This is a genomic window from Coleofasciculus sp. B1-GNL1-01 (assembly GCF_040220235.1).
Taxonomy (GTDB): Bacteria; Cyanobacteriota; Cyanobacteriia; order Cyanobacteriales; family Coleofasciculaceae; genus Coleofasciculus.
The window spans coordinates 73,805-100,186 of sequence record NZ_JAVJTO010000047.1 but is presented as its reverse complement, the minus strand read 5'-3'; the positions used below and the strand labels follow the sequence as shown (position 1 = coordinate 100,186).

The 26,382-nt window shown below is 45.1% G+C and carries 19 protein-coding genes; 11 read left to right on the top strand and 8 right to left on the bottom strand.

Annotated features, from left to right (window positions below; all coding sequences use genetic code 11):
* The first annotated feature begins 98 nt into the window (after nt 1-98).
* The 4 genes from RID53_RS11130 (at nt 99) to RID53_RS11115 (ending at nt 9,909) form a co-directional block, all read left to right on the top strand.
* Nucleotides 99-5,849, top strand: coding sequence for a response regulator (locus RID53_RS11130; protein WP_446388162.1), 5,751 nt, complete (start codon nt 99-101; stop codon nt 5,847-5,849).
* 163 nt (nt 5,850-6,012) lie between these two features.
* Entirely contained in the window at nt 6,013-7,662 is a 1,650-nt protein-coding gene (locus tag RID53_RS11125; RefSeq protein ID WP_446388161.1) for a SpoIID/LytB domain-containing protein, read from the top strand.
* 600 nt (nt 7,663-8,262) lie between these two features.
* A complete protein-coding gene (locus tag RID53_RS11120) occupies nt 8,263-9,414 on the top strand; it encodes an FHA domain-containing protein (protein WP_446388160.1) in 1,152 nt (383 codons plus the stop codon).
* Nucleotides 9,415-9,534: 120 nt separating this feature from the next.
* Complete coding sequence (locus RID53_RS11115) at nt 9,535-9,909, top strand: endonuclease domain-containing protein (protein ID WP_446388159.1); 375 nt, start codon at nt 9,535-9,537, stop codon at nt 9,907-9,909.
* An 85-nt stretch (nt 9,910-9,994) separates the two neighbouring features.
* Here the strand turns inward: RID53_RS11115 and RID53_RS11110 are convergent, their stop codons facing one another.
* Nucleotides 9,995-11,677, bottom strand: coding sequence for an EAL domain-containing response regulator (locus tag RID53_RS11110; protein WP_446388158.1), 1,683 nt, complete (start codon nt 11,675-11,677; stop codon nt 9,995-9,997).
* A 345-nt stretch (nt 11,678-12,022) separates the two neighbouring features.
* Nucleotides 12,023-13,024 (bottom strand): sensor histidine kinase, encoded by a 1,002-nt coding sequence (locus RID53_RS11105; RefSeq protein ID WP_446388157.1) that lies wholly within the window; start codon nt 13,022-13,024, stop codon nt 12,023-12,025.
* Nucleotides 13,025-13,065: 41 nt separating this feature from the next.
* Here RID53_RS11105 and RID53_RS11100 point away from each other — a divergent pair, with 41 nt between their 5' ends.
* Together RID53_RS11100 and RID53_RS11095 are read left to right on the top strand one after the other, a co-directional pair.
* On the top strand, nt 13,066-13,200 hold the full coding sequence (locus tag RID53_RS11100; protein WP_446388156.1) for a hypothetical protein: 135 nt from the start codon (nt 13,066-13,068) through the stop codon (nt 13,198-13,200).
* A gap of 250 nt (nt 13,201-13,450) precedes the next feature.
* Nucleotides 13,451-14,104, top strand: a complete 654-nt coding sequence (locus RID53_RS11095; protein ID WP_446388155.1) for a sigma-70 family RNA polymerase sigma factor — start codon at nt 13,451-13,453, stop codon at nt 14,102-14,104.
* Between the two features lie 49 nt (nt 14,105-14,153).
* On the opposite strand, the gene RID53_RS11090 is transcribed toward RID53_RS11095, so the two are convergent.
* The 4 genes from RID53_RS11090 to RID53_RS11075 all read right to left on the bottom strand — a co-directional run bounded on the left by RID53_RS11090 (nt 14,154) and on the right by RID53_RS11075 (nt 16,310).
* A complete protein-coding gene (locus RID53_RS11090) occupies nt 14,154-14,306 on the bottom strand; it encodes a hypothetical protein (protein ID WP_446388154.1) in 153 nt (50 codons plus the stop codon).
* 181 nt (nt 14,307-14,487) lie between these two features.
* Entirely contained in the window at nt 14,488-15,174 is a 687-nt protein-coding gene (locus tag RID53_RS11085; protein ID WP_446388153.1) for a hypothetical protein, read from the bottom strand.
* Between the two features lie 102 nt (nt 15,175-15,276).
* Nucleotides 15,277-15,630, bottom strand: a complete 354-nt coding sequence (locus RID53_RS11080; RefSeq protein WP_446388152.1) for a hypothetical protein — start codon at nt 15,628-15,630, stop codon at nt 15,277-15,279.
* 11 nt (nt 15,631-15,641) lie between these two features.
* Nucleotides 15,642-16,310: a hypothetical protein gene (locus RID53_RS11075; RefSeq protein WP_446388151.1), complete on the bottom strand. Its 669-nt coding sequence runs from the start codon at nt 16,308-16,310 to the stop codon at nt 15,642-15,644.
* Nucleotides 16,311-16,454: 144 nt separating this feature from the next.
* Here RID53_RS11075 and RID53_RS11070 point away from each other — a divergent pair, with 144 nt between their 5' ends.
* The 3 genes from RID53_RS11070 (at nt 16,455) to RID53_RS11060 (ending at nt 19,086) form a co-directional block, all read left to right on the top strand.
* Nucleotides 16,455-17,021: a hypothetical protein gene (locus tag RID53_RS11070; RefSeq protein ID WP_446388150.1), complete on the top strand. Its 567-nt coding sequence runs from the start codon at nt 16,455-16,457 to the stop codon at nt 17,019-17,021.
* Nucleotides 17,011-17,859: a DUF1822 family protein gene (locus tag RID53_RS11065; RefSeq protein WP_446388149.1), complete on the top strand. Its 849-nt coding sequence runs from the start codon at nt 17,011-17,013 to the stop codon at nt 17,857-17,859. Before RID53_RS11070 ends, RID53_RS11065 begins: the two co-directional genes overlap by 11 nt.
* Before the next feature lie 306 nt (nt 17,860-18,165).
* Complete coding sequence (locus RID53_RS11060) at nt 18,166-19,086, top strand: Rpn family recombination-promoting nuclease/putative transposase (protein ID WP_446352528.1); 921 nt, start codon at nt 18,166-18,168, stop codon at nt 19,084-19,086.
* Between the two features lie 229 nt (nt 19,087-19,315).
* Here RID53_RS11060 and RID53_RS11055 read toward each other — a convergent pair whose 3' ends face one another.
* A complete protein-coding gene (locus RID53_RS11055; RefSeq protein ID WP_446388148.1) occupies nt 19,316-22,285 on the bottom strand; it encodes a CHAT domain-containing protein in 2,970 nt (989 codons plus the stop codon).
* A 693-nt stretch (nt 22,286-22,978) separates the two neighbouring features.
* Between RID53_RS11055 and RID53_RS11050 the strand changes: the two genes are divergently transcribed.
* On the top strand, nt 22,979-23,596 hold the full coding sequence (locus RID53_RS11050; protein ID WP_446388147.1) for a CP12 domain-containing protein: 618 nt from the start codon (nt 22,979-22,981) through the stop codon (nt 23,594-23,596).
* A gap of 207 nt (nt 23,597-23,803) precedes the next feature.
* Nucleotides 23,804-24,625: an SIMPL domain-containing protein gene (locus RID53_RS11045; protein WP_446388146.1), complete on the top strand. Its 822-nt coding sequence runs from the start codon at nt 23,804-23,806 to the stop codon at nt 24,623-24,625.
* Nucleotides 24,626-24,756: 131 nt separating this feature from the next.
* On the opposite strand, the gene iscB is transcribed toward RID53_RS11045, so the two are convergent.
* Entirely contained in the window at nt 24,757-26,040 is a 1,284-nt protein-coding gene (iscB, locus tag RID53_RS11040; protein ID WP_446388145.1) for an RNA-guided endonuclease IscB, read from the bottom strand.
* Between the last annotated feature and the right edge of the window lie 342 nt (nt 26,041-26,382).

The following is a 26,382-nucleotide window of genomic DNA, read 5'->3' as shown; positions in this document are numbered from 1 at the left end:
AAAACTATTGATGGTAAACCTTAATCGAGCGCTGCACTGAATCAGGGCAGTTAGGGAAGCAAAATACCCCACAATACTACGCTTTGAGGGATATGGCTATGCAGTCGGAACAACAACAGCGAATCATGGGCTACTTTATGGAGGAGGCACAAGACCACCTCAATACCATAGAGCAAGGTTTGCTAAATCTGCAAAGCACCATCGAAGACGCTGAGACGCTGAACGAAATGTTCCGCGCTGCTCATTCGGTCAAGGGCGGAGCAGCGATGTTAGGACTTAATAGCATTCATCAAACTGCCCATCGCCTAGAAGATTACTTCAAAGTCCTTCAAGAGACTCCAATCCAAGTAGATACTCAGTTAGAAACCCTGTTGCTGCGAGTTTTTGATACCCTCAGCGCTCTGTTAAACCAGCTTCAATCTTATGGCTTGACCGAGGAAACAGCTAGCACAATTATGTCTGATGCTGAGCCTGTTTTTGAGCAACTCAACAGCTATCTACAACAGTTAGCCCAAAATACCCAAACGGCTGGTGATACCCCTTCCCCAGCAAACTCCTCTCAATCCTCTAGTAAAGGAACAAAAACCTTGCCCGCCACCTTTAAGCGAGATGTCCTGGTAGAACTGCGGGAGATGTTGCAACTGTATAAGCAGTCGGATACTCCCGAACACCGTCGCGCCCTGCAAGATCATTGCCAACGGTTGATCGAATTAGGTGATCGATTGGACTTACCGGGGTGGGGTGAACTATTAGAGATATCAAAACGTGCGATCGCGAATCCCGAAAATACTTATCGCTTACTTGCTAGCGTCACGATTAAAGAAATTAAACAAGCTCAAGAATTAGTCCTGACTGGGCGATCCGTCGAGATTGTACCCAGTGAACAACTCAAAGCCCTTGCACCAGACGCGACAACAGTCGAATCAACGACAGCATCTGATTCTAGCACCCATTCTTCCCCTCAACCAACTCCTACAACCGAGGAATCTAACCAAAACCAAAAAGAAACCACCCATCTCCCCGATAGTCGAGATACCTATATCCAAGCCGAGGATACCTATATCCAAGACCCAAACGACACCGCCGGGTTTAGAGGTGATCAACTCCAATTCTCGACGGTTCAATCCTCAAACTCTATCTCTCCCCTCTCTGATCAGGGCGAACCCGAAGTGGGTATTGCTGAACTTAATAGTTTAGCCGATATTTTTGAAACTCAAACACCTGATTTAGATCAAACTTGGCAAGAAGAAGAAGCCGTTATCAACCTAAACGATAAATCCTTAAACTCGGATTCAGATGACTTCCTGGATCTTGAAGACTCGAATGATTTTTCGGATCTAATTGGGGAAAGTGAGCAAGAGAATTCAACAGCCGATGATCTGTTAATGCAAGGGTTAGATGATGACTTCGCCCCAGACGCGATCGCCAATCCTCAAGCCTCAAAAGAATCATCGGATTCCCTTGATATCTCATCCAGCTTAACCGATGACTTTTCTGATCTACTATTTGAGTCAGATAGCTCAGAGGATTCAGACCAGATGAGTCACTCAGACGATGACTTGAATGGTTTATTTGGTGAGAGTTTCTTTGACGAGGAAGGAGAAGCTGCGTCAGCGGAAATTCTCAGTCATTCCGAACTTGAGGATTTGGATGTAGAGGAGGACTTTCCTCAATCCTCCCTTCAGGGCGATGAAAAAGTCTCAGAGTCCGACTGGGACTTTGATGACCTGCTAGAAATTTCTAGCACTGAGGAAAATCCCCAAACCCTAGGAGAATCAGTTAATCAGGATGATTTAGATCTGGAAGACTATCTAGAAAGTAATGATTTAGATCTAGAAAACCAGTTAGACAATAACAATCAAGCTGAGACAATCGACATCGAATCAGCAACACCAGAAGTGGGGGATGTATTAAATCCCTTTGAAGAAACATCTCTCGACGATTTTGATCAAGAAGCTTGGGAAGACTCAGAAGACCTCCCCGATTTTGAGGCGCTCAATGACTTCTTTGATTCAGAACCTGGAGTTGAATCAACACCAGTCGATAGCTTGACTGAGCCAGAAAACGATTCTATCGTTGAACTGCCCACATCTACGGATGAAGCGTTATTAAATGAAACCACAAGTTCAGCCCAAAAGGATGGAGATAGTTCGGAGTCATTGTTTGAGGAACAAGGCGACGAAATTCTGCCAGAAGTAACAGAAGATGCCGCCGAATTCTTTGCTGAAGAGGATGAAGAGTCACAAGGCTCAACGGCACAGGTAGAAGATTTTGATATCGATTGGTTAACGGATGAATCTCAAGAGACACAACAACCGTGGACATCGGAAACGGAATCAGCAGCCGATCTATTTGGCGATTGGGAAACACCACAGGCTCCATCTAACGAAGATTTAGACGACTTATTTGCTGAAGACGGTGAGGAGTCATTTGATTCAAACGCCCAAGTAGAGGATTTAGAGGCAGATTGGTTAACTGATGAGTCTCCAGAGACACCGCAACCGGAAACATTAGACACCGCCGCCGATCTATTTGGGGATTGGGAAACAACAGAAACACCATCAAGCGAAAACTTAGACGACTTATTCGGCGAACAAGAGGAGGAAGCCTTAGCTGAGAGTGCTGAGCCAGAGGATTTAGAGGCAGATTGGTTAACTGATGAATCTGTAGAGACACCGCAACCGGAAACATCGGACAGTGCTGCCGATCTATTTGGGGATGAGGAAATCCCAGAAACAGCACCGAGCGAAGACTTAGATGATTTATTCGGCGAACAAGAGGAAGAAGCCTTAGCTGAGAGCGCCCAGCCAGAGGATTTAGAGGCAGATTGGTTAACGGATGAATCTGTAGAGACACCGCAACCAGAAACATCGGACACTCAAACGGATATATGGGGCGAGTGGGAAACTCCAGAAACAGCGTCGAGCGAAGACTTAGACGACTTATTCGGCGAACAAGAGGAAGAAGCCTTAGCTGAGAGCGCCGAGCCAGAGGATTTAGAGGCAGATTGGTTAATCGATGAATCTGTAGAGACACCGCAACCGGAAACATCGGACAGTGCTGCTGATCTATTTGGAGATTGGGACATCCCAGAAACACCATCGGACGAAGATCTAGACGACTTATTTGCTGCCGAAGAGGAGGCAGAAGTAGCCCCAAGCGCCGAACTAGAGGATTTAGATGAAGATTGGTTAACGGATGAATCTGTAGAGACACCGCAACCAGAAACATCGGACAGTGCTGCCGATGTATTTGGGGATTGGGACATCCCAGAAACCCCATCGGATCAAGATCTAGACGCACTTTTTAGTCTGGAAGAAGCAACTGTTGATGATGATTTTTCATTAGCAACCCTGGCAGAAACCGAATGGGATTTGGATTCACCCCGAGAAAGCGCTGACGAGTTTGCGGATTTAGAAACCATGCTGGATGGGGAGACTTCAGCAGCATTGACCAGTGAAAGTGGCGATGAGTTTGCGGATTTAGAAACCATGCTGGACGGGGAGACTTCAGCAGCATTGACCAGTGAAAGTGGCGATGAGTTTGCGGATTTAGAAGCCATGCTGGATGGGGAAACTCCAGCAGCATTGACCAGTGAAAGCGGCGATGAGTTTGCGGATTTAGAAGCCATGCTGAGTGATACTCCCTCACAAACCGAGTCGTTTGAGGATTTAGAAATCCTCTTAGGCGACCAGGAAACAACTCAAGAGGTAGCTCAAACTCCCCAATCTCAAACTAAAGATGACCTAGATATAGATAAAGAGTTGGAAATCCTCCTCCAGGACGCTGATAAAACCATGGGAGGTTCAGCTACAACAACAACTACAGGTTCGCGACAAACCGCCCCTTTACCCAGTCGGCGTCCCCCTCGCATCTTTGAACAGACAATGCGAGTTCCAGTCAAGCACCTCGATAGTCTCAATAACTTGGTGGGAGAACTCGTTGTCAGTCGTAATAGCTTAGAACAAGACCAAGAAAGGCTGCGGCAATTTTTGGATAATTTACAGCATCAAGTTTCGGCGTTGAGCGATGTCGGGGCGCGGATGCGAGATTTGTATGAGCGATCGCTGCTGGAGAGTTCTCTGTTAGCCAGTAGTCAAAGTCAACAGCGCTCTCGTTCTATATTTGGGTCAGAAAATGCTGCACCTGCATCCCAAGAGTCTGATTCTGAATCCTCTGAAGATTATCATCCCTTGGAAATGGATCGCTTTACTGGCTTCCATTTACTCTCCCAAGAGATGATCGAGTTAATTGTGCAAGTGCGGGAATCGGCGTCTGACGTGGAATTCTTGGTGGATGAAACCGATCAGGTGGCTCGCAACTTACGACAGGTGACCACTCAACTCCAAGAAGGACTGACGCGATCGCGCATGGTTCCGTTTGCCAATGCTGCTGACCGTTTGACTCGTCCGGTGCGGGAAATTTCTATCAAGTTAAGCAAGGAAGCCCAACTGCAAGTGGATGGTCGAGAAACCTTGCTCGACAAAATGATCCTAGAACACCTTTATGATCCCTTAACCCACTTGGTCAATAATGCCATTACCCATGGCATTGAATCCCCAGACGAACGGCAAGATATGGGTAAACCTGCTGTGGGTCAAATTAGTCTGCGAGCGTTCCACCAAGGGAACCAAACGGTGATTGCCATTTCCGACGATGGCGCGGGTATTGACCCCGAACGGATTAAACGAAAAGCAATTGAGAAGAAACTGATCACCCCAGGCGAGGCGAAAGACCTAACCAATACAGAGTTGTATGACTTTCTGTTCCACCCCGGTTTTAGTACCAAAGACGAAGCCAGTGAATTCGCCGGACGCGGTGTGGGGATGGATGTTGTCCGCACCAGTTTGAGCGAAATTCGGGGCGCAATCTACATTGATTCGGCGTTAGGAAAAGGCACAACCTTTACCATTCGGCTACCCTTAACCCTGAGTATTTGTAAAGCCCTATGCTGTTTGAGCGATCGCGCTCGCATTGCCTTTCCCATGGATGGGGTGGAAGATATGTTTGATGTGCCTCAAGATCGCTTACAAAAAGATGCCAACGGTCAAGTCGGTGTCTCCTGGCGGGACACGTTAGTCTCGGTGCAACCCCTGAGTGAATTGCTCTCTTACAACCGTTCAATTAGTCGGGGTAATGTTTATGGGGGTAAGCGAGAAGACGACCTCGTCTCAATTGTTGTGCTACGCAGTTCTGGAACATTCATCGCCATCGAAGTGGATCAGGTCTTAGGTGAACAGGAAATCGTGATTAAACAACTCGAAGGTCCTCCGCCTAAACCCATTGGTATTGCTGGGGCAACAGTCTTAGGAGATGGTCGAATCATGCCCATTGCCGATGTGTTAGAACTGATTGACCTCGCCAGCGGACGCCTGCGGAAAGACAGTGTGACGATTTGGTCGAGAGGGGACAGCGAAGGTGCAGGAATTGAGCAAGCCCCAGAAACTCCCCATGAGCCACTCGTTTTGATTGTGGATGACTCAATTACAGTTCGTGAACTCCTGTCAATGACCTTTGCCAAAGCGGGCTATCGGGTGGAACAATCCCGCGATGGTCAAGAAGCCTGGGATAAACTTCGGTCAGGCTTACCCTGTGATATTGTATTCTGCGATATCGAAATGCCGAGAATGGATGGATTAGAACTCCTCTCTCGACTCCAGAAAGATGAGAATCTCAGCCAGTTACCCATTGCCATGCTCACCTCTCGTGGGGCGAAACGACATCGGCAAATGGCAGCCCAACTGGGCGCGAGTGGTTACTTTACCAAACCTTATCTGGAAGAAGTGCTGCTCGATGCAGCTCAGCGGATGATTCAGGGTGAAGTCCTGTTTAGTGGTAGTGAGGCTTGATTAATTTGAGTGTTGAGTGTTGAGTATGTAGGGGCGGGTTTCACTACTATCGTTTATGACAGCACCAAGACGTAACTAAACCCGCCCTGACTAATGTGTCAACGCTGAAATAATAAGTTGGGTTTCGTCCCTCAACCCAACCTACAACATGTAACTTGGTATCATGCAGACGAAAAACTCTTCCCTAATCCCCAATCACAAATCATCAATCCCCACTGTCCTGAAAGCCTGCGCGATCGCGTTATGTTTTTGGGGACTCTCTGGAAGTAAGCCAGCTCAAGCGGAGGATGTAAATCTGAAAGTGGGTGTGGTGCAGCGTTTTGGCTCAGAACCCACCGACGAACTGACCCTAAAAGCGACACCTGGGGATAGCTTGAGTTTGCGGTTTTTGGCAGGGGATATGCAACCCCAAACCCTGGAAACCGATCAGGTGACGCTGGAAGTGGCGACGCAACCCTTATCCCAACCCGTTTTAGCTGAATATTTAGTCCTCAGCGATCACGCCACCTTTGAAACCGCCGAAGATGCGGCAAATCAGTGGCGTTCACGGGGGATTCAGGTGGAAGTGGCGCAGCCGGAACGCTGGCAAGTTTGGGCAAAACGCGATGTCTATCAGACGCCCCTGCTGCGACGCCTGTTGCTGCAAAGTCTCCAAGCTCAAGGGCATAGCACAGTCAGACTAGAAAGTCAAGTTCTACCCCAAGTACCGCGAGTGTCATTTGTGGTGGATGGCTATCGGTATAATCGCCAATGGATAGAGATTGACTCGGAGAATGATTTAATCCAGGTGATTCGCGGTGAAGATAAGCGCAACCCGCGTCTGTATGCAGGAAGTCTGAAAATCCAGCCCAATGCTTACGGGACTTACACCCTGGTGAATGACGTTCCCTTAGAAACCTATCTGCGTGGTGTTGTCCCCCATGAAATTGGACCAGGGGCACCCTATGCAGCCGTAGAAGCACAAACCATTATTGCTCGCACCTACGCCCTCCGCAATCTGCGTCGATTTACAGCAGACAATTACCAACTCTGTGCAAATACCCATTGTCAAGTCTATCGCGGACTCACAGGAACCGTTCCCACGGCGGATCGCGCGATCGCGAAAACTCAGGGGCTAGTTTTAACTTATAATAATCAGCTCGTAGACGCCTTATATTCCTCCACCTCTGGCGGTGTCACCGCCCCCTTTGGTGATTCCTGGAACGGGTCAGAACGTCCGTATTTAAAAGCCGTGATTGACTCGCCCCAGCCGATTTGGGATTTATCTGAGAAGCCTTTAGGAAATGAGCAAAACTTCCGCGAATTCATTAACTTGAAAGAAGGGTTCAACGAAAGTGGCAGATCTCCCTTCCGGTGGCGGGTAGAAAACTCCCTGGAACAAATTCAGAAAGATTTGCGGCGCTATTTGGAAAAAATCAAACATCCGCTCGCTGAGTTTACCACCATACAACAGATGCAAGTTGTCAAGCGATCGCCCGCCGGACGTATCATCAAACTGGATGTGCAAACAGATAAGGGTGTGGTTGAACTCCAGAAAAATGAAATCCGTAGCGCCTTTTATCCCCCTCGCAGTACCCTCTTTTACCTTGAACCACTTTACGGTGGCAATAAAGAGGATAAAACCCTCAAAGGCTATGCTTATGTGGGCGGCGGCTTTGGACATGGCGTTGGTTTGAGCCAATATGGTTCCTATAACTTAGCGAATCTCGGTTGGTCAGGGGAGGACATTCTCACATTTTACTATCCGGGAACCCAAGTTCAACCCTTAAGTGATTCCATTGTTTTTTGGAAAGAACCAGGGAATAGTAAATAAATATCCTATCCGGTTGAATCCGGTTTTCCTCCTGTAAGCGATCGCGGACTAACAGATAGAGAGTTTTCAAATAAATATTGTATTGTAGGGGCGAGTCGCTGCACAAAGTCAGGCGGTGTGAGAATTAACCTGTCTCGACTCGCCCTTTTTATGTAAGCGGGTCAGCTAATTACAGCAGTTTTCAAGTTAGTAGACTACAGACGATCATTGCGCTGAAAAGCAAGCCGATACAATTTTGTATTCCATAAACGTGAAAAGCGCTGTAAAGGTTGGGATTGTGGTGAAGATAGGGAAAGGAGAACAGGGAATAGAGAACGGTAAACGGTTGTAGTGCGAGCGTCTCGCTCGCTATTTTGTATGGGTTTTTAATGACCGATATCCTCTGGAGGGCGACCCGATCCAATTAATGGCTGGGCGGTGTAAATTGTGTGCGGCGGGTCGCCCCTACAATGTTTTCTGGTAATAGGCGATACTCAGCGGGGAACGAACCCGAAACCGAACGGCTATCCATCCCGTCATCATTGCCATGCCGGAATCCAGCCAAGCTTTGTTAGTCTAAAAATACATAACCTGCCCACTCCTGTTACTCACGAACCGCTCATGTCTAGCACCACTTCCCCCCTTATCCAAACGCTAAACCCAGAACGCTGGGTTGGGTGGAGTATGGACTTTATCGGCGCAGGTTATACCGGTTTGTTGGTCAAAAATGGGAAATTTGTCCGCAAATTGAAACCGGGGCGTCATTTCAGCTTCGCCTTACCCCTTCTCGAACAATGTGAACTGGTTCTGGTTGATAGCAAGATTCGCAACCTGGAAATCGTCTCCCAAGGAGATTTCTTATCCCGTGACCAATATTTGATTAATATCTCCCTCAACGTCATGTACCAAGTCGTGGATGCGAGACGGGTAGCCCTGGAACTCTCCGATCCCATTGCAGCGCTGACGAGTGCGGTAAAAGATAATTTAGGGGTAGCAGTGGGTCAATTGCGGATGGAACAATTAGTAAACCAGGGACGAGTCCATATCCGACAATACCTACTTGACCATGCCGAGATATCCTATTCCCTAGGCTTTGCCCTAGAAGACGTGCGAGTCAGTGATATCAACTTTCCCCAGACGAAAGGAATTATTCGTCAAGTTGAGGGAATGAGTGCGCGACAGGAAGCGGAACACGAAGCCGCCTTAAAAATGCAAATCGCCGAAGCAAATCGTCCGGTTATCCCCCCACCGCCTATACAGCACGTTAATATTGTTGCACCACAGTCCCCGAATGGGAACCCTCCCGCTTTCGGTACTTCTCCTCAACCCAATTCCTTACCCAGCGCCGAAGAATCCCCAGCCAAGTTACCTGTAAGAGATAAACCCGTATTAGCGCCCACGATAATTGCCCAACCCGCTAGTGGAGTACAGGCGCATCTAGTTCACAACGCATCGGGTGCGACATTCAATTTATCCGTCAGCACCTGCACGATTGGACGAGAACCGAATAATACTTTGGTTCTGGATGATGGGTTAAGTTCCCGCTATCATGCTCAGATTACCCAATCCAGAGATGCTCAGGGTCAAATTCAGTACCAGTTAACTGATGTGGGTAGTTCTAATGGTACATTTGTCAACGGACAACGGCTTACTCCCCATCAGCCTTGTAGCCTAACGCCAGGGAATATTATCCGCATTGGCAATCAGGAATGGACGTTTCGCCCTCACCCCCCAGCCCCCTCTCCCAAGTCTGGGAGAGGGGGAGTCGGATAAATAAAACAGTCAAATCTTGCACATCTGAATTTGTAGTAAACTGAAAGGAAATTATTACAATAGTCCGGTTCCCCTTCTCCCAAATTTGGGAGAAGGGGTTAGGGGATGAGGGCTGAAACAATGACAAGAATCCGAGGAACCACACCTCACATTGAAGCCGCCGCCAAGCAACTTCGTCAAACTCAGACTCCAGCCGAACAAAAACTATGGCAAGCTTTGAGAGGACGAAAACTCAATGGCTTAAAATTTCGCCGTCAGCATCCTATTGGGCATTTTATAGTCGATTTCTACTGCCCAGAATGCAAACTGGTTGTTGAAGTTGATGGGGCAATTCATCAGCAACGACAGGACTATGATACAACGAGAACAAAACATTTAGAAGCTTATGGTTATCGAGTGATTCGCTACCAAAATCAAGATGTTATGACTAATCTGGAGGTGGTTTTAGAGGAAATTCGTCAGGTTGCCTATTGCCCATCTCAGGGGACATTATAAATCGAGAAGCTAAAGCAATGTTTAAACGCCTGTGATATGAAGAGGACTGTAATCAGAACACTGAGATTTTATTGGGTCAATCGATTTAACTTGACAATAGGGGAAACTTTTTTCCCGTACTCAGCAAATCAGCAAACGCCTCAGCCGATAAAGGCGGACTAAACCAATACCCCTGGATTTCATCACACTGATGTCCTTTGAGGAAATTCAATTGACTGAGCGTCTCCACCCCTTCGGCGACAACCTTTAAATTGAGTCTACGAGCCATGTCTAAAATTGCTGTTGTAATCGCTTCATCCCGACTATTTTCAGTCACTTTACAGACAAAGGAACGGTCAATTTTTAAGACATCAAAGGGAAATTTTGTTAACTGACTTAGCGCCGAATATCCTGTACCAAAATCATCAATAGAAATGCGAATTCCTAAAGATTGAAATTGCTTTAATGTCGCAATTGCGGTATCGGGATTTTGCACTAATGTACTTTCGGTCAGTTCTAACTCTAAATAATGGGGATTCAATCCCGTTTCCTGGAGAATGTCTACAACAAAATTAGCTAAATTAGATTGATTAAACTGACGAGGGGATAAATTAACAGCAATTCGTAAGGGATAAATTCCCTGATCTTGCCAGACTCGCGCTTGGTGACAAGCTTGTCTGAGTACCCATTCGCCCAATGGCACAATTAGCCCGGTTTTTTCGGCTAAGGGAATAAATTCAACGGGCGAAATAATCCCCCGTTGGGGATGATTCCAGCGCACTAAGGCTTCCGCCCCCTCAATCTGTCCGGTGAGCAGATTGACTTTCGGTTGATAATAAAGCTGAAATTCCTGCCGTTCTAAGGCTTGACGCATTTGGGCTTCTAACTCAAACGCTTCTTGGGATTTTGCGCCAATTGAAGCAATGTAAAACTGATAGCGACGATTCCCCAGTTGTTTAGCTTCTTCTCTGGCGACACTAGCGTGTCTAATTAGGGTGTCGAGATCTCGACCATCACGTCCTAAAATAGCAATACCAATGTAGGCAGATCGGAAGATTTGATGAGAGCCTACCTGAAACGGCGAATCAAACGCCTCTAGCAAGGTTTCGACAAGTTGAATCCTCTCAGGTTGGTGATAACTTCGACTCAAGAGAATGATAAAATGATTGCTACCGATTTGAGCGATCGCATCCTCCTGTCCTAACTGACGGTTTAAGCGTTCGACAACGGCTTGGAGTAATTGATCACCAATGGTAAGTCCTAGGTTATTGTTGAGTTGGTTAAGTTGTTCAATTTCCAGCGACAAGAGGAAAATCTGGAGTTTACCCTGATTTCCCGGTTTATCTAGCTGATTAAAGCGTTTCTGGAGTAACCGACGATTGGGCAGATTTGGATTGATAACAGACTGCTGTTGGCGTAATTTTACCTTTTGTAATCGCGCCTCGATCGCACTGAGGATTTGGGCGCGAGTAAAGGGCTTAGTCAGGTAATCATCCGCCCCCAATGTCATACCTTGGCGCATATCCGCTTGTTTTGTCTTGGCGGTGAGGAAGATAAAGGGAATTGTCGCCGTTGAGGGGTCTTGTTGTAGGATATGGAGTACACCATAACCATCTAATCCCGGCATCAGGATATCGCAGATAATCAAATCAGGTTGTTGAGTTTGAGCCAATTGCACCCCTGTGTTACCATTATCGGCACTGAGCGTCTCGAATCCTTCGGCATTCAGTAGTTTAAGTAGATTCCTGTGGATGGCTTTTTCGTCTTCAATTACTAAAATCGTCGTCATGACTATAGCTCGCTGGATATCTCGCCCAATGGGAGCAAGTTGGAAAACGAGGCGAGTATTATCGCTTTCCGGTTGAACAGGTTAGACGTTAGGCGGTAGAACCCAATCCTGGTAAAAATTTGGGCTTGTCGAAGCCAGGAAAAATGATGACTTAGATGTTTGTTGATGGTTATGTACAGTATTTTAAAATTAAACCGTTAAAACCCATAGAAATTTATTGATATTTGTTACTGTTTTTTCTTTTTCTAGAGAAAATAATTGGATGTTGATTGTAATTTTTATGACCCCAGATGTGGATAGTTGTCGCCGTTTTTAGAGAAAAGGCGCGAGTCTCAATGCTAATCTCTAGCCCCAGTCTGCTGACTCTGGCATTTTTCCCTGGCGATCGCTGATTAAAGGTAAGCGAACCGTAAACGTCGTACCTACACCAATGTCACTGGTTACATCAATTTGTCCCTGGTGCAGATCAACACATTGCTTAACAATTGCTAACCCCAATCCTGTTCCCGCGATCGCGCCCACATTGTTACCCCGATAGAAAAAATCAAACAGGTGGGGTATATCCTCTACCGGGATACCAATTCCCTGATCCTGAATCTCAAAGCAAGCATTCTCTCCCTCACGGGCTAAGTTGAATCGAATCGTACCGCCCACCGGAGAGTATTTAATCGCATTGGATAGCAAGTTAGACAGCATTTGTCGCAGCAGTTTTTCATCCATCATGGCGGGTAAACAAGTAACTTGACTCATGAAGGTGAGAGTATAGGCTTGATTGGGATCATCGGTTAAGTGTTTGACGGTTAAACCTTGCTGAATCTGAGTCACTAACTGTTGGCAAAAGTCATGGAGTTCCACAGGGGCGGGAGTAAAAAGGAGTTGTTCCACATCAGCCGTACCGACGAACTGCATATTTTCTAACAATTGCAGCATCTGTTGTACGGTTTCCTGAATCAGATGCAACTGTTCTACTTGTTCAGCTTTTGTCCATTGGTAATGTTCCAACAATTCAGCCGTAGACAGAATCGTCGTCAGGGGTGTGCGGAACTCATGAGAAGTGATGGATAGAACCTGAGATTTTAAGTCTCCCCGTTGTTTCTCTTTGGCTAAAGCCTGCAGAATTTCGGCTTCGCCTTGCTTGCGTTTGTCCATTTCCGAGTTGAGTTGAGGGTATTCAGGAAGACTCTGTTGTGGCTGTGATTCTGACGCTGATGTTGAAGAGGGGGTATGAGTGAGAATCTGCTCAACACCCATCAAAATCAAGGTTTCAGGGGAAGTGTCTAGGTGAGCTGCCATGCCTTGCAACTTCACCCAGTGGTCATCCGTAAGAGTAATGGCGATCGTTTGCATCTCAGGTTAGTGATTGAGATGTTACCAGTTTAGCTTTGAGGATGGGGGGATGGGGAGTTGGGGAAGATGGGGGAGCAGGGGGAGCAGGGGGAGCAGGGGGAGCAGGGGGAGATGGAACGTCTGTTGTAGGGGCGGGTTTTACCGTTAACGTTTCGTTTTCACCCGAATGTTACTAAACCCGCCCCAATGGAGTGCAAGCACTCTTCCACAAATGACGTAGCTTGCTTCTCAAGGGAGCGAGTATGACGAATGACGAATGACAAATGACAGACTTTTCCTGATGTTACTTACCCCCGGAACTGACAAAACCTGATACGAGCCTCAGCGAACCATCCGACTTTTTCCCATTGAAGTCATCCAAAGGGCGTTCGATACTGTCAGCAAGCTATTAAACCACCTTGTTTCCAGTATAACGACACCCCACCCATGAACGAACTCAACGCCCGCCTAAAACAACTGGCTCTCACCGCCCAGCAATCTCCGGCGAAAAGCCAAAACAGACGACTGGCTCTAGCTAAATTGATCAAAGAAATTTTACAATCGGGTAGGCTTTGCCGTCCGTATAAAGGTAAATTTAGAGGTTTTTATGACGATATCTATGCCGAAGCCCAGCAAAAACTATTTTGTTATATCTGCGAAAACATTGATAGGTATAATCCGCAATATGAGGTCTTATCCTGGGTCAACTTTCTATTCGCAAAGCGGTTTTTTATCGAAGCCAGTCGTGAAGTGATGCCCAAGGGGTTTCAGCGGGCATACCAGCGTCAAGTGACTCGATTAACGCTGGAACAACTGGAACAAAAAACGTCACTACAATTTACTCATTCATCAACGCCTTCGATTTTACAAGAAGTCATTGATGTTTTGCAGGAAGATCCAGAAGGAATTTTCCAAAGTACCCATATTGTGAATCAGCCTGTCGCTAATTTCAAGTTTTTAGCCCTCAAGGTGATGGCTGGCTACTCCTGGAAAGAAATTTCTAACGAGTTGGGGATTAAGATATCGACCCTAAACAGTTTTTACCAGCGTTGTTTGGTTCGCTTTCGTCCTAAGTTTAGGGAATATGTAATTGTTAATTAATGCTAAGGTTACGGGTTTTTGTGTAGGGGTGATTCGTTTGCATTAATCGTTAAAAAAGTGGAATCAGGTGTAGGTTGGGTTGACGCCAGACAACCCAACCGAATTTAGGGACTAAAACGCTTAGATAAAGCAGGGAAAATAGAGGAAGTTCCGGTGGAACGTCTATTAGCAGAGACTTAAGTTGATACGGATAAGCTGTCATGCATTTAAATTTGGTATTGGTAGCGAGCAAGATGCTCAATGTAGCGAGCAAGATGCAAAGCCTGCGGCATGGCTTCGCTTAACGCACTACGGCAAGGATTTCGTTATTATTGATATTAAGGTTTAAATGCCGAACAGCTTAACTGATGTGCGCCCAATTGAATAGCACAAAAATTTGTTATTCAGTCCTGCTTGTTGCGCTTGAGTATTTCTTGCTCAATATAATCATCCAGATTGGGAATATATTGCACCGCTTCCCCTTGGAGAACCTGATCGACAATCTCTAGTGGTAACGTCTTTGCCCGTTCCAAGTCTTGATTTAACTGCTCATTTTGGGCATTGAGTGTATCAATTGTTTGATGGATAAACCTTTGCTGGCGATGAATGCTGTCTTCCAGCATCTGCTGTCCCAAAACTTGCCTAAATTGTTGAATAAATCTGAGCATTTTCATATTGATATCCTGAGTGCTGTTGGGTTCATCTTGAGTCTCGGTGTTACTGTCTTCGGGAATCAGTTGATCGGGAGATGTCCCAGAGGTATTCTGGTTAGGAGTAGAGTGCAAAGAAGTCACGCGATCGCTCATCGCTAAAGCTACCTCTGGAATCACCCAGGAACTGCAAATCGCGGCGGTTAAGGCTAAACTGTAAATTAGACCAGCAGATAGAGGATCAGAGGGAAAAGGAATCGGTGATTCAGTCTTAACTTCAGCCAAAGTTTCCTCTGTTGTCCAGCTATTAAAATCCATGGTTGAAGATTGACCCAACAAGACAATTGATAGGGCGGATGAGAATAGGAAGAACTGGGTAATAACGATGCCAATGTGGACGACTAAAGGAGGGGTTATTTTAGGTAAAATTAAACGTTGCATGAGACTTAGTTAAGCGAAACTGTGATTGAATTCAAAAATGTGTAGGTTGGGTTGAGCGAAGTCGAAACCCAACACCGGACAATGATATTTGGGTTTTAAGCGTCAGTCCAATTCATCTGATTTTTGCTTCCGGTTAAACCAACTCGCACCCAGACCGCCTACTTCAATCGCACCTGCAAAAATAGTCGAAACGAGAGTTTTTGTGGGAACCTTGAAGCCAAAAAGATCGAGTTTGTATTTACCGCTAACGCCACCGCCAAGAATGCCCAAGAGAATTTCTAACGCGATAAACGTTCCCAAAGCCGAGATACACCAGAATCCCCAAATTCCACCAAATCCTATCCAGGTCAGGATTGCTTTCAGTCGTTGGTTTGAGTTGTCAATCAAGGGTGGTTTTGTTTCTTGTTCAGGTAAAACCGTGGAAGTTTTGTCAGCAGAGTCGTGAGTTGAAGTCATGATTCACTCCATTAGTGAGAACGAGGACAACGGTTGAGTTCAGCGCCCATAATTTCTGAGAGAGTCAGTTCACGGGCAAAGCGATTGGGGATTAATACATCACCGGGTTGAGTGCGATTGAGAATTGAGTTCACAGAGGCGGGGAAGGATTTGCCTGGGGTGAATGAATTCTCTAAGAATTGAAATGGGGAAGTAATCCCTGTGGCGGAAAGAGTGACAGGATAAACTTGAGTTGTTCCCGCCACCTGACTTTCAGGATTGACAACAGGTTGCACAGTTAGGGTGAAATGATTAACCGGAAGATTCAGCACCAAAAGTTTGCGATCGCCTTTTATAATTCTTAGGTTGGGGGAAAAGTCCAGCGTGTTAGCATTTTGCCAAACAACGACTTGATTTTTGGGCAGAATTGACCATCCATTCTTGTCTCCTATCAGTAGCTGAATGCTCATTTTCTCCGCCGAGGTAGGTAGAATTAGCGTGGTAAACCCTTCGGTTGCACTCTCCCGACTCACCGGAACCCGGATAGTTTGCAGGGGGCGGTTGAGAGAGAGTTCACTTCCACCGTGGATAGTGCGACAGACGCCAGGTTGGGGCGGTGGTGGGGTTGGCGGTTGAGAAACAGCCGTGCAGCTTACTAGGCTGACACTACTGAGTACAATGGGTAGACGTTTAAGTTTCATGGGGAAGGAGTACACTGAACTTGTCTATGTCCATTGGACTCTATTGATTCTCATTTCTCTAACCCATCGTTGTTGGTATTTGCCCGAACATTCACCAACCCATGTTGGTTAGCACAAATGACCCTAGATGTTGTATGGTAAAAGATGCCCGATTTAACGAAGTGTTGCCCTGCGTCTAACAATCAACACCATTGCCGTGAATGTCCAGTTGTGGAGGAACAATGGCATTTGCAACAGCTATTAAACGATATGGCATGGGCAAAAGGGGTGCAAGAGTATATAGGGGATGGAGAGATTAGCGATGCAGATATTCAGCAGCTAAAGATTCAACCCCAACCCCTCACACCCAAGGAAGTTTGTTGGTTCTGTCTTTTGCTACAAGGCGTCAGTTCAGAACAAATCGCTGAACGATTTAATATTAGTTACAAAAGTACCGTTAGACCCGCTCTTTCTAAGACCTTATATAAATATGTCAAACGATTGACAAATAAGCCAATTAAGGATTGGGCGCAAGTTAGAGTCTATCTGGATTTAGCGACAGAGAACAATCAATCCAAATACCGCAAAGCGATAACATCGTCTATTCGCGAGGAACCACTAGAGATTCGTCTGGTTATATCAGGGAATCAGGATATAGATGCCATATTTAATAAACTTAGACAAATTCCAGGTTTAGCTGAATTAATTAAACGAGAACCTTATGACTCCTAACAATAATCCTAATCCTAACGAATCCAAGACGGAACTTATCCTTGAGGGAACCTATGCCAACTTTGACCAGATTATGACCTTATTTTTATCAGGAGAGTTAGAAAAATTGCTGGGTGTTCCGGTGCAGGATGTTTATGCCGTCTCTAAGTATCAACCCACCGCCCCTGTATCAATCGGGGTGCAGTTACGACAATGGTTTCAGCAAAATGTACTGGATAAATGGGAAGCAGAAGCAACACTGATTGGTACATTTTTCGCCCAAGAAATGAATGATACATCCAGTTGGCGTCAGGAATTAGAAGGGGTGCGGGGCGGGTCGAGATCCGGGGTGATTCACCGCTATATGGAATTACTAGATAATCCCGATAAACAGGTAAGTTTTCAAGCCGCGTTGGAATTAGGGGAAAGCGGAAATCCTCATCCAGCAATTATTCAGGCATTAGTTAAAGGATTGCAAACTTGTCACCATGAGGAAACCTATTGGCAAATTGCTTTAAGTTTAGGAGAACTAGAACCCAGCCATCCGCAAGCCGCATTTGCCCAACATAAAACCATAGAATTAGCAGGACAAGCGGTAGAATTATTGGTGGGAGTGAAGCGGAATTCAGAGCAACAGATTGATGTTGTGTTGCAGGTGTATTCGACAGAGTTAGAGGATACATTACCGGAAGGGTTAGAGTTAATTGTATTGGATGAATTGGGGCAAATTTGGCGAAAAACGACAGCACAGTCGGGGGATTATTACAGTCAGGTAGGCTTCACAATTTCATTAGAAAAAGGGTTTACCGTTGAATTGAAATTAGGGAATGTTCAGTTAAGGGAAAACTTTGTAGTTTGAAGTTCGTAGTTGCGCTTTAGCGCCATAAACGCTCAAATTCCCTGGAAGTAAAGGTGACAATAATTTTTCGCGTCTTGATGCAGTACCGTTTATTTATGTCCGACAACTTAAGCTGTTTGGCATTTAAACCTTAATATCAATAATGACGAAATCCTTGTAGTGCGTTTAGCGAAGCCATGCCGCAGGCTTTGCATCTTGCTCGCTACCCATTCCCAACTTAAATGCGTGACAGCTTAGTTACATTTGGGTACAACGGAAACGATATAATCATTTTTACCTAGATTAAATGGTTGAATAATTATGACGCTGAGATTTATTAGCCCTAAAACTGACTTTGCCTTCAAGAAAATATTTGGGTCAAACGACAGCAAAGATATCTTGATTAGCTTTTTAAATGCCTTAATCTATGATGCCAATTCTGTGATTCAGGATTTAGAAATCCTTGATCCTTATAATCCCGGAGATGTCGTTAATCTCAAAGATAGCTATCTAGATGTCAAAGCCTTACTCGATAATGGCTCAACCGTATTAATTGAAATGCAGGTACTCAACGTGGCATCCTTTGAGAAGCGCGTCATTTATAATCTGACCAAAACTTATGCGAATCAACTCAAATATGGGGAAGGATACTCTTATCTTAAACCCGCCATTGCCTTAACGATTACCGATTTTCTCATGTTTGACCAAACGCAACGGTTCCTGACACGCTTTTGCTTAAAGGAAACCCAGGAGTTGTTTGATTATCCTGATCCGGAAATCGAGTTAATCTTTGTGGAATTACCCAAATTCACGAAAACACTGGATGAATTAGACAGTTTAACGGATAAATGGATTTACTTTATTAAAGAAGCTCCCAGCTTGGAAGTTATTCCACCCACATTTAGTCAACTTCCGGCACTAGATAAAGCGATGAATATCGCGAATCAAGCGAATTTAAGTGTAGAGGAATTGGAAAAATTGCGTAAACAAGAAATGTTTCTCGAAGACCAACGGGGATTTATTATTAAGGCAGAGCAGGATGGATTAGAACGAGGGCGTCGAGAGGAAGGAATCCGATGGACACTCCGTTTACTGGAGCGACAGTTTGGCTTAATTGCTCCAGAAATTGTTAACCAAATTCAAAACTTGTCTTTTGAACAAGTAGAACAGCTAGGAAATGATGTTTTAGGGTTCAATAGTTTAGAAGACTTATCAAACTGGCTACAAGAAAATGGAATGAGTCGGTGATGCTATAGCGCTACGCGCCAGGGAATAGGGAATAGGCAATAGAATCATGGGGGAGCATCCCGTTTTGGACAAAGCATTACCTCAAGTAACGCAATTGCAAGGGTTTCAGCCCCATTCAAAGAGCCAACCTGCCAAATTGGGATGCTCCCAATCATGGTGCGTTACGCTTCGCTAACGCACCCTACAATTTATACAATTTATACAATTTATACAATTTCAAGAGAATGATTTAGCCAATTGGACAAAATGCTGCCCAGCAAAATGGAGAAGCAAAGGGCTTCCTTTTATCATCAATCTTATTTAAGAACTTATTCAACTTAATTCTAGAAGTACTCTTCAACGGTAATCGCTTAATCATCGGTTTCAGTTCTCGCTTCGTCGCATTTTTTAGCCAAGATTGCGCTTGATTCAGGGCGCGAGATACATCATCTGGATTCTCCTGTAAGGTTTCATGGAACTTCAGCATCAGAAACGTGGTGGATAAATCATTCACATTCCAAAGACTCCCGACAATATGAGTCACACCCGCCGCCAGAAAAGCACTGGCAAGTCCGACAAATTCATCAATTAATCCCGATTGACTGGTTAATCCAGTTTCACAAGCGGAGAGACAGACTAAATGACAGTGACTTAAATCTGCTGCAAAGATATCCTTTAATGTCAGTTCTTCATCATTGGCTAATTTCAAGTGGGATTGATGGGGGTGTTCTAGATTATGTTCTGCATGACCTGAGAAGTGCAAAATATTGATAGGTTGGGAGAAGGCTTGCTGAATAGCAGATAGCGTGGCGCGTGATTTGGGTAAGCGGTAAGGTTGGGGGTAAAGTTGACAAATTGTTACCGATTCGAGGGAAGCATATTTGAGATCACCGAGAGGATTTTCTACACTGAGGAGGGATAAGGATGGGGATTGAGTTCGCTGGGTGGCTTTTCGCTGTTGATTATCGAGTCCGACTTGGATACTGGGGAAATAGGTAATTGTAAAGGTATCGAGAAATAAGGCATGAATGGGTAATAGGTGTAAGTCTCGGTGGGGAACTAAAATTAAATGGGTGATGGAGGGACAATGCTGCTGGAGGTACTGCATAATTCCTGGAATATCCAGCAGTTCTTTGAGGCGTTTTAAGGATTTGGGCATAGTTTTTGTCCAGCGTTTCTCCTCGTCTGAAGGAATACAGCGTTGAGGATTTCCCCTGTCTCTGGAATTGGCTTGGTTGCGCCGTTGGTCAAATTGGCGATAAGCTTGATAATCCTGTTTCCAGGTTGTCATCCAGTCTTCAAATTTGAGCAGTTGTTGAAAGGATGGGGGCAGGGATTGGGGATGGTTATTGTCAGTGGCTGGATTCCTGGGTTTGAGAACATGAAGTGGCTGTTCGTGTCCCAGGATAAATGTGGTAATCGCCGCTGGACTAATGTGCCAGTAAATAATCGCGGTATGGGGATTTAAGAGGTGTTGCATTTGTGCATAACTGGGACTGTCTTCGGTCGATTTATAAGTACCGTAGCGCAGCCAGCGCAGGCAGAGATTTTTGCGTTCTTCGGCTAATTCCAGGGCTTTTATCGGGTGAGTGGGTTCGGGGGAGTGGGCGAGTTCATCAACCCGCAATTGCACCAAGCTGGCAAATTTTCGGGAGAGTCTGATTTTATCAGCGTCTAAGGACATTTCTTGCAATAAGCGTCCGAGTAAGTCGGTGGCTTCTGCGAGTAATACCTGCACGTCTTGGGGTGAATTTAAGCCACGGTAGACTTGAATGAGGTCTTGTAAGACTTCTAGACGCTGTAATCGTAAATGCGGTGTGGTGAGGAATTCTAGGGCTTGTTGATAGCTGTTTCTGGCATCGAACCAGTCAGGCATATATTGTGTATGTTCTTTGCCATGTTGATATTGTGCTTTGCCTTTCTGCCAATGTAAATAGCCACACCCTTCGTTATATTCGGGGTTGTCGGGTTGGAGGGCTTGCAATCCGTTATTATAGTTTTGTATTTTTGCTTCATAACCGTCTAGGTAAGAGACAGCTACAGCTCGATTTGCCCAAGCGCCCCAATCTTGATTATTACTTAGCTGTAAGGCGCGATCATAGGAATCAATGGCTTCTTGATATCTTTGTAAATCTACAAAAACATTTCCTTTACCATGCCAAGCCTCGTAGGAATCAGGTTTAAACTGTAGTGCTTTATCAAAACATTCGATGGCTTCTTTATATCTTTGTAAATCTACAAAAACATTCCCTTTGTTAGACCAAGCCTCGTAGGAATCAGGTTTAAACTGTAGTGCTTTATCAAAACATTCGATAGCTTCTTTATATCTTTGTAAATCTACAAAAACATTCCCTTTACCATGCCAAGCCTCGCAGGAATCAGATTTAAACTGTAGTGCTTTATCAAAACAGTTGATAGCTTCTTTATATCTTTGTAAATCTACAAAAACATACCCTTTGTTAGACCAAGCCTCGTAGGAATCAGATTTAAACTGTAGTGCTTTATCAAGACATTCGATGGCTTCTTTATATCTTTGTAAATTCAAAAAAACATTCCCTTTGTTAGACCAAGCCTCGTAGGAATCAGGTTTAAACTGTAGTGCTTTATCAAGACATTCGATGGCTTCTTTATATCTTTGTAAATTCAAAAAAACCTCGCCTTTACTATTCCAAGACTTGTAGGAATCAGATTTAAACTGTAGTGCTTTATCAAAATAGTATACGGCATCTTGATATCTTTGTAAATGTACAAGGGCATTCCCTTTGTTATGCCAAGCTTTGTAGAAATTAGGTTTAAACTGTAGTGTTTTATCAAAGCATACTACAGCTTCTTGGTATTTTTTTAAATCTACAAAAACATTCCCTTTGCAATACCAAGCATCGTAGTAATCAGGTTTATAGTTTATGACTTTATCAATAAAATGTAGTGCTTTATCAAAGCATTCTGACGCTTCTTTGTGTTTTTGTAAATTTTGTAAAACTTCCCCTTTGTTATACCAAGCAGTGTAGAAATAAGGGTTAGACTGTAGTGTTTTATCATAACAGTCTAATGTTTCTTGATAGCGTCCTAAATCATATAAAACAAATCCTTTTAGAAACCAAGCCGCACCATAGTCCGCCTCAATCTCCAGCGCCCTGTCAAAGCTAGCCAATGCCGCTTCGTGATTCCCTGCCTCATATTCCTGAACACCTTGGTCATACCATTCTTGTGCTGTCTCCATCGCTGACCTCACCCTGCTATAGCAAGCCTCACACTAACTCTCTATTGTAGAAAAACCCAAGAGTGCGATCACTTTCCTCGGCAAAATTTTAACTTTTCCCTCAAAAGGTGAACCCGGTTAATCGAGGATAGTCTCAGCCTTTCTCCAATCCACCTCACCCAGCGACAGCAAGCCTTACGCTAACTCTCTATTATAGAAAAGCCCAAGAGTGCGATCGCTTTCCTCCGCAAAATTTTAACCTTTCCCTCAAAAGGTGAACCCAGTTCATCGAGGATAGTCTCAGCTTTTCTCCAATCCACCTCACCCAGCTATAGCAAGCCTTACGCTAACGCTCTATTATAGAAAAGCCCAAGAGTGCGATCGCGTTCCTCCCCAAGATTTTAACCCTCCCTTCAAAACCAGGAGATTCAGGGAAACCAGTCATCCTTCGCTATTGGTGCATAGGTTCTAGATAAGCAATAGTACCTAAATCACGCTAAAATGGCGGTAAAGTCCGTGGGACTCTCCAGGTAGAGCAACAAGAGACAACCTTAATCCAAAATGCTCCACGATAGAAGTCCCTACAGGTCAATGACCCTAATCTCTCAGAGTTCGGGGCTTGGAAGAATCAGCTTCCAACGTAAGCATTGTCTGAGGACTGATTGACTTACCTGTCACATCATAAAGGCAGATCAACGTCCAGGAGAAACTCAAATGATGATGAAGGCTCAAGACATCATGACTACTGATGTGGTCACCATTCGCGGTTCAGCCACCGTAGCTGATGCTGTGGATTTGATGAACGATATGGGTCTACGGGCTTTAATTGTAGATCGCCGCCATGACCAAGATGCTTATGGCATCGTCACGGAAACGGATATTGTTTATAAAATTATTGCCTATGGCAAAGATCCCAAAAAAGTCCGGGTTTATGAAATTATGAATAAGCCCTGCATTGTGGTCAATCCTGACCTCGGTGTCGAGTACGTGGCGCGATTGTTTGCCAATACAGGTATTCGCCGCGCTCCAGTGATCAAGGACAAACTATTGGGTATTATCTCTGTTACCGATATTCTCACCAAAGGAGATTTTCTCGATAAACCCAAGAGCGTACTTCTTGAAGACGAAATCCGCAAAGCGGTAGAAGAAGCACGGGCTGTCTGCGCTGAAAAAGGACCCACCTCTAAAGAATGTGCCGCCGCCTGGGATATTGTGGAAGAACTGCAAGCAGAAGCGGCACACCAACGGGCAGAAAAACTCCCCCAAACAGCGTTTGAGGAATATTGCCAAGAGTATCCCGAAGCCCTGGAATCTCGAATGTATGACAGTTAATCGGATTTGAGACTGTACCGGGCTAGCTATAAGACAAGACATCATCTGCTCGTGATATTGTTCACCACCCTAATCGTTGATGGGGTGGTGAATTTTATGACTATTTGTTCTAGCGGGTATAGTTTTGGGCGGAACTGGGCTAGGATAATTTTGCTGTTGGATAATTGAACCACTATTTTTGCCAAAGGGGTCAGGAGAATCGGGCAGATGAAAAAAAGAGTTATGTCATCTTTGGTTGTCGCTGTTATCACGACAAGTTTTATTCCTAATCCAGGTAAGACTGAGACTATCAGTAACGACTCAACGCCCGATGCTCGTCAAATCAGTCAGTTATTTTATCCGCCACCCAGCGAAGAACCGACATTTCGGGTGATTGGCAAAGGTCGAGCCAGCCAACCTGCTGATAGAGCTAGTCTCCTGTTTAAATTTGCCAGAAACTATCCGTCGCCGCCAGAGGGAGTCTTGTCTCAATTTGAACCTTCAGAAGAGAACGTAACCTTAGAGATGTTGCAACCCATTCTGGATGCACTCCAAGCCATTGGCGTTTCTGATCAAGCGATTGACTTAGAAATTCTTGAACCCAGTGGTAGTTTTTTGCCTTTTCCCTTTCCCTCCACCGCCACAGAAGGAGGAGCGCAGCTTGTTGTTACTGTGGACAATCCTAACCGCGATCGCTTAGAGGAAATTGTCAATACAGCAACGGATGCAGCCAGCCCGATTGAAGAGATTCTGATCAGTACAGTTAACGTAGAATATGCGGTGAATAACTGTCAAGCCCTAGTCCAAGCCGCTTATCAATCAGCCGTTGAAGATGCTCAAAACCGAGCCAACAGTCTAGCTGCGGCGATGGGAACTCAACTGAGGCTAGTCCCCTCAGTCGCTGAACCCTTCTATGAGGTTTTCTTACCCGGATGTGACTCAGAGGGAAATTTACCTTTTGGCAATACTACTTCATCAGTGTACGATCCTACTGCTCCTGTAGAAGTTACCGTAAACAAGGATATCTTTGTCACCTACACAGGGCGCTAAGTCGGGAAGATGGGGAAGCAATGTAGAGACGTGCCATCTTAGATGCGGGAAGGGGACTCCCGTTATACCGAAGGTTAGCGGGAGGGGAATTGCCGCCAACATTGAAATTGAGCGATAGCGAATCATTGTTTTCAGGATTGGTATTCATAGCCGTCTGCCTTATGAATAGTTCTCAAGTATTTGGGATGTACATCAAACTTTTGTGTTGGCAACTGCAATACAAAACTCGGTCTAAATCGAATAGCAATTCGACCAACATATTGACCTGCGAACTTGCCTTTTTGAACATCAGCTTTAACAATGTCGCCAGTTTGAAAACCCTGGAAATACTTTGCTTTAGGAGCGTGAGCTTTAGGGAATCCGTACTTGTTAGGACGACAACGCTGTCTGGTTCCGTGTCCTTTTGCGGCAATTTTTAGAGGTTTGATTCCTCGAATTAATAACCGTTCAGGAGTAGATGCTCCCACACAGGCTGCATCAGTCCAGTGTTGTTTTTCAATCCCTCTAGTTTTACGGTTGAACTTAGTGCGACCTCCAGAACCTACCTCTACTGGCAAACCAGTTGACTGAAGCCTTCGATACAGTTCCCATCGAGTAGCGTTAACAGCCGCAGCATCTTTAAGAGGTGCTTTGGCTTGAGCTAATACTCGCTTGAGGATTTCAGGCTTCTTTTTCAGGAATTCTTCAACGGGTTTGTTTCTTTTGGCTTGGTTACAAGAATGACAGCTAAGGCAAAGATTGCTGACTCGGTTTGAACCACCCTTACTTTTTGCCAGAATGTGTTCAATCTCGAACGGAACGTTTTCAACCCCGCAGTAAGCGCATTTTCTGTTCCATTTGGCAAGTAAATACTCTTTGACCTCAAAACCAAACAGTTCACCTCGTTGGTACTCAACCCCATTAATTTCAGGGTTTGGGATATGCTGCAAATCGAACCTGACTAGCTCTTGAGAGATTGCGATAACTGGGCACAGTTTTCTGATTCGCCTCACCCAAGTTTCAATATTTGCAATTCGACTCTCAAGGGATGGTGGTAGCCATCCGGTTTTACGGGTTCTGTTTAAGAAACGAGGCTGGCGGTAACGGGTTTTACGGTTACGGCGTCCCCTCCTTAATGACCTGCGAGCTAAGAGGGAATCTTTAATTTGTTGGCCTCGGTGCGAAACTTCAATGGCGTTTGTTACTCGCCCCGTTTCTTCTTGGACGATTGCCAATCCGGTTACTTTACTACCAGGATCGATTTTGACCCGATGTGGGTGCGTAACCGATTCTTCAACGGTTCTGTCTTGTAGGGCGATAGTAAATGGATAGCGCTTGAATACTTTAGCCCTCCCTTTGTTCAGTAATTCTCTTGCCCGTGCTGGATGGCAAGGGTCAAGAGGCTGTAGGTTTTTGTCTAGAACGAAAACTCGCATTACTTTGAGACTCTCATTACTGGTAAAGTTTGCCTCGACAATGTTATCCAGCCTTGTTGGGTACAGCTCACTGGCTTAACTCTCTACACCTGTTTAAAACTGTACGACAGAGCCTAAAACTGGCACGCATCTTAGGGTGTCATGAGCTGAATAACGTAGTTCTCGCAGAACTTAGTCTGGTCAACTAGAGCCTGTTTTCACAAGCTCCCGCTATAGTTCGCTAGAACTTAGCGGTGAGTTGTTGACTGTTCATATCCAAAGAAGACATAGGGCAGAATCTATAAGTTATAGAATGAAGTATTGCCTAGTTTGAGTTACAGTTTTGGGTCAATTTTAGATCGA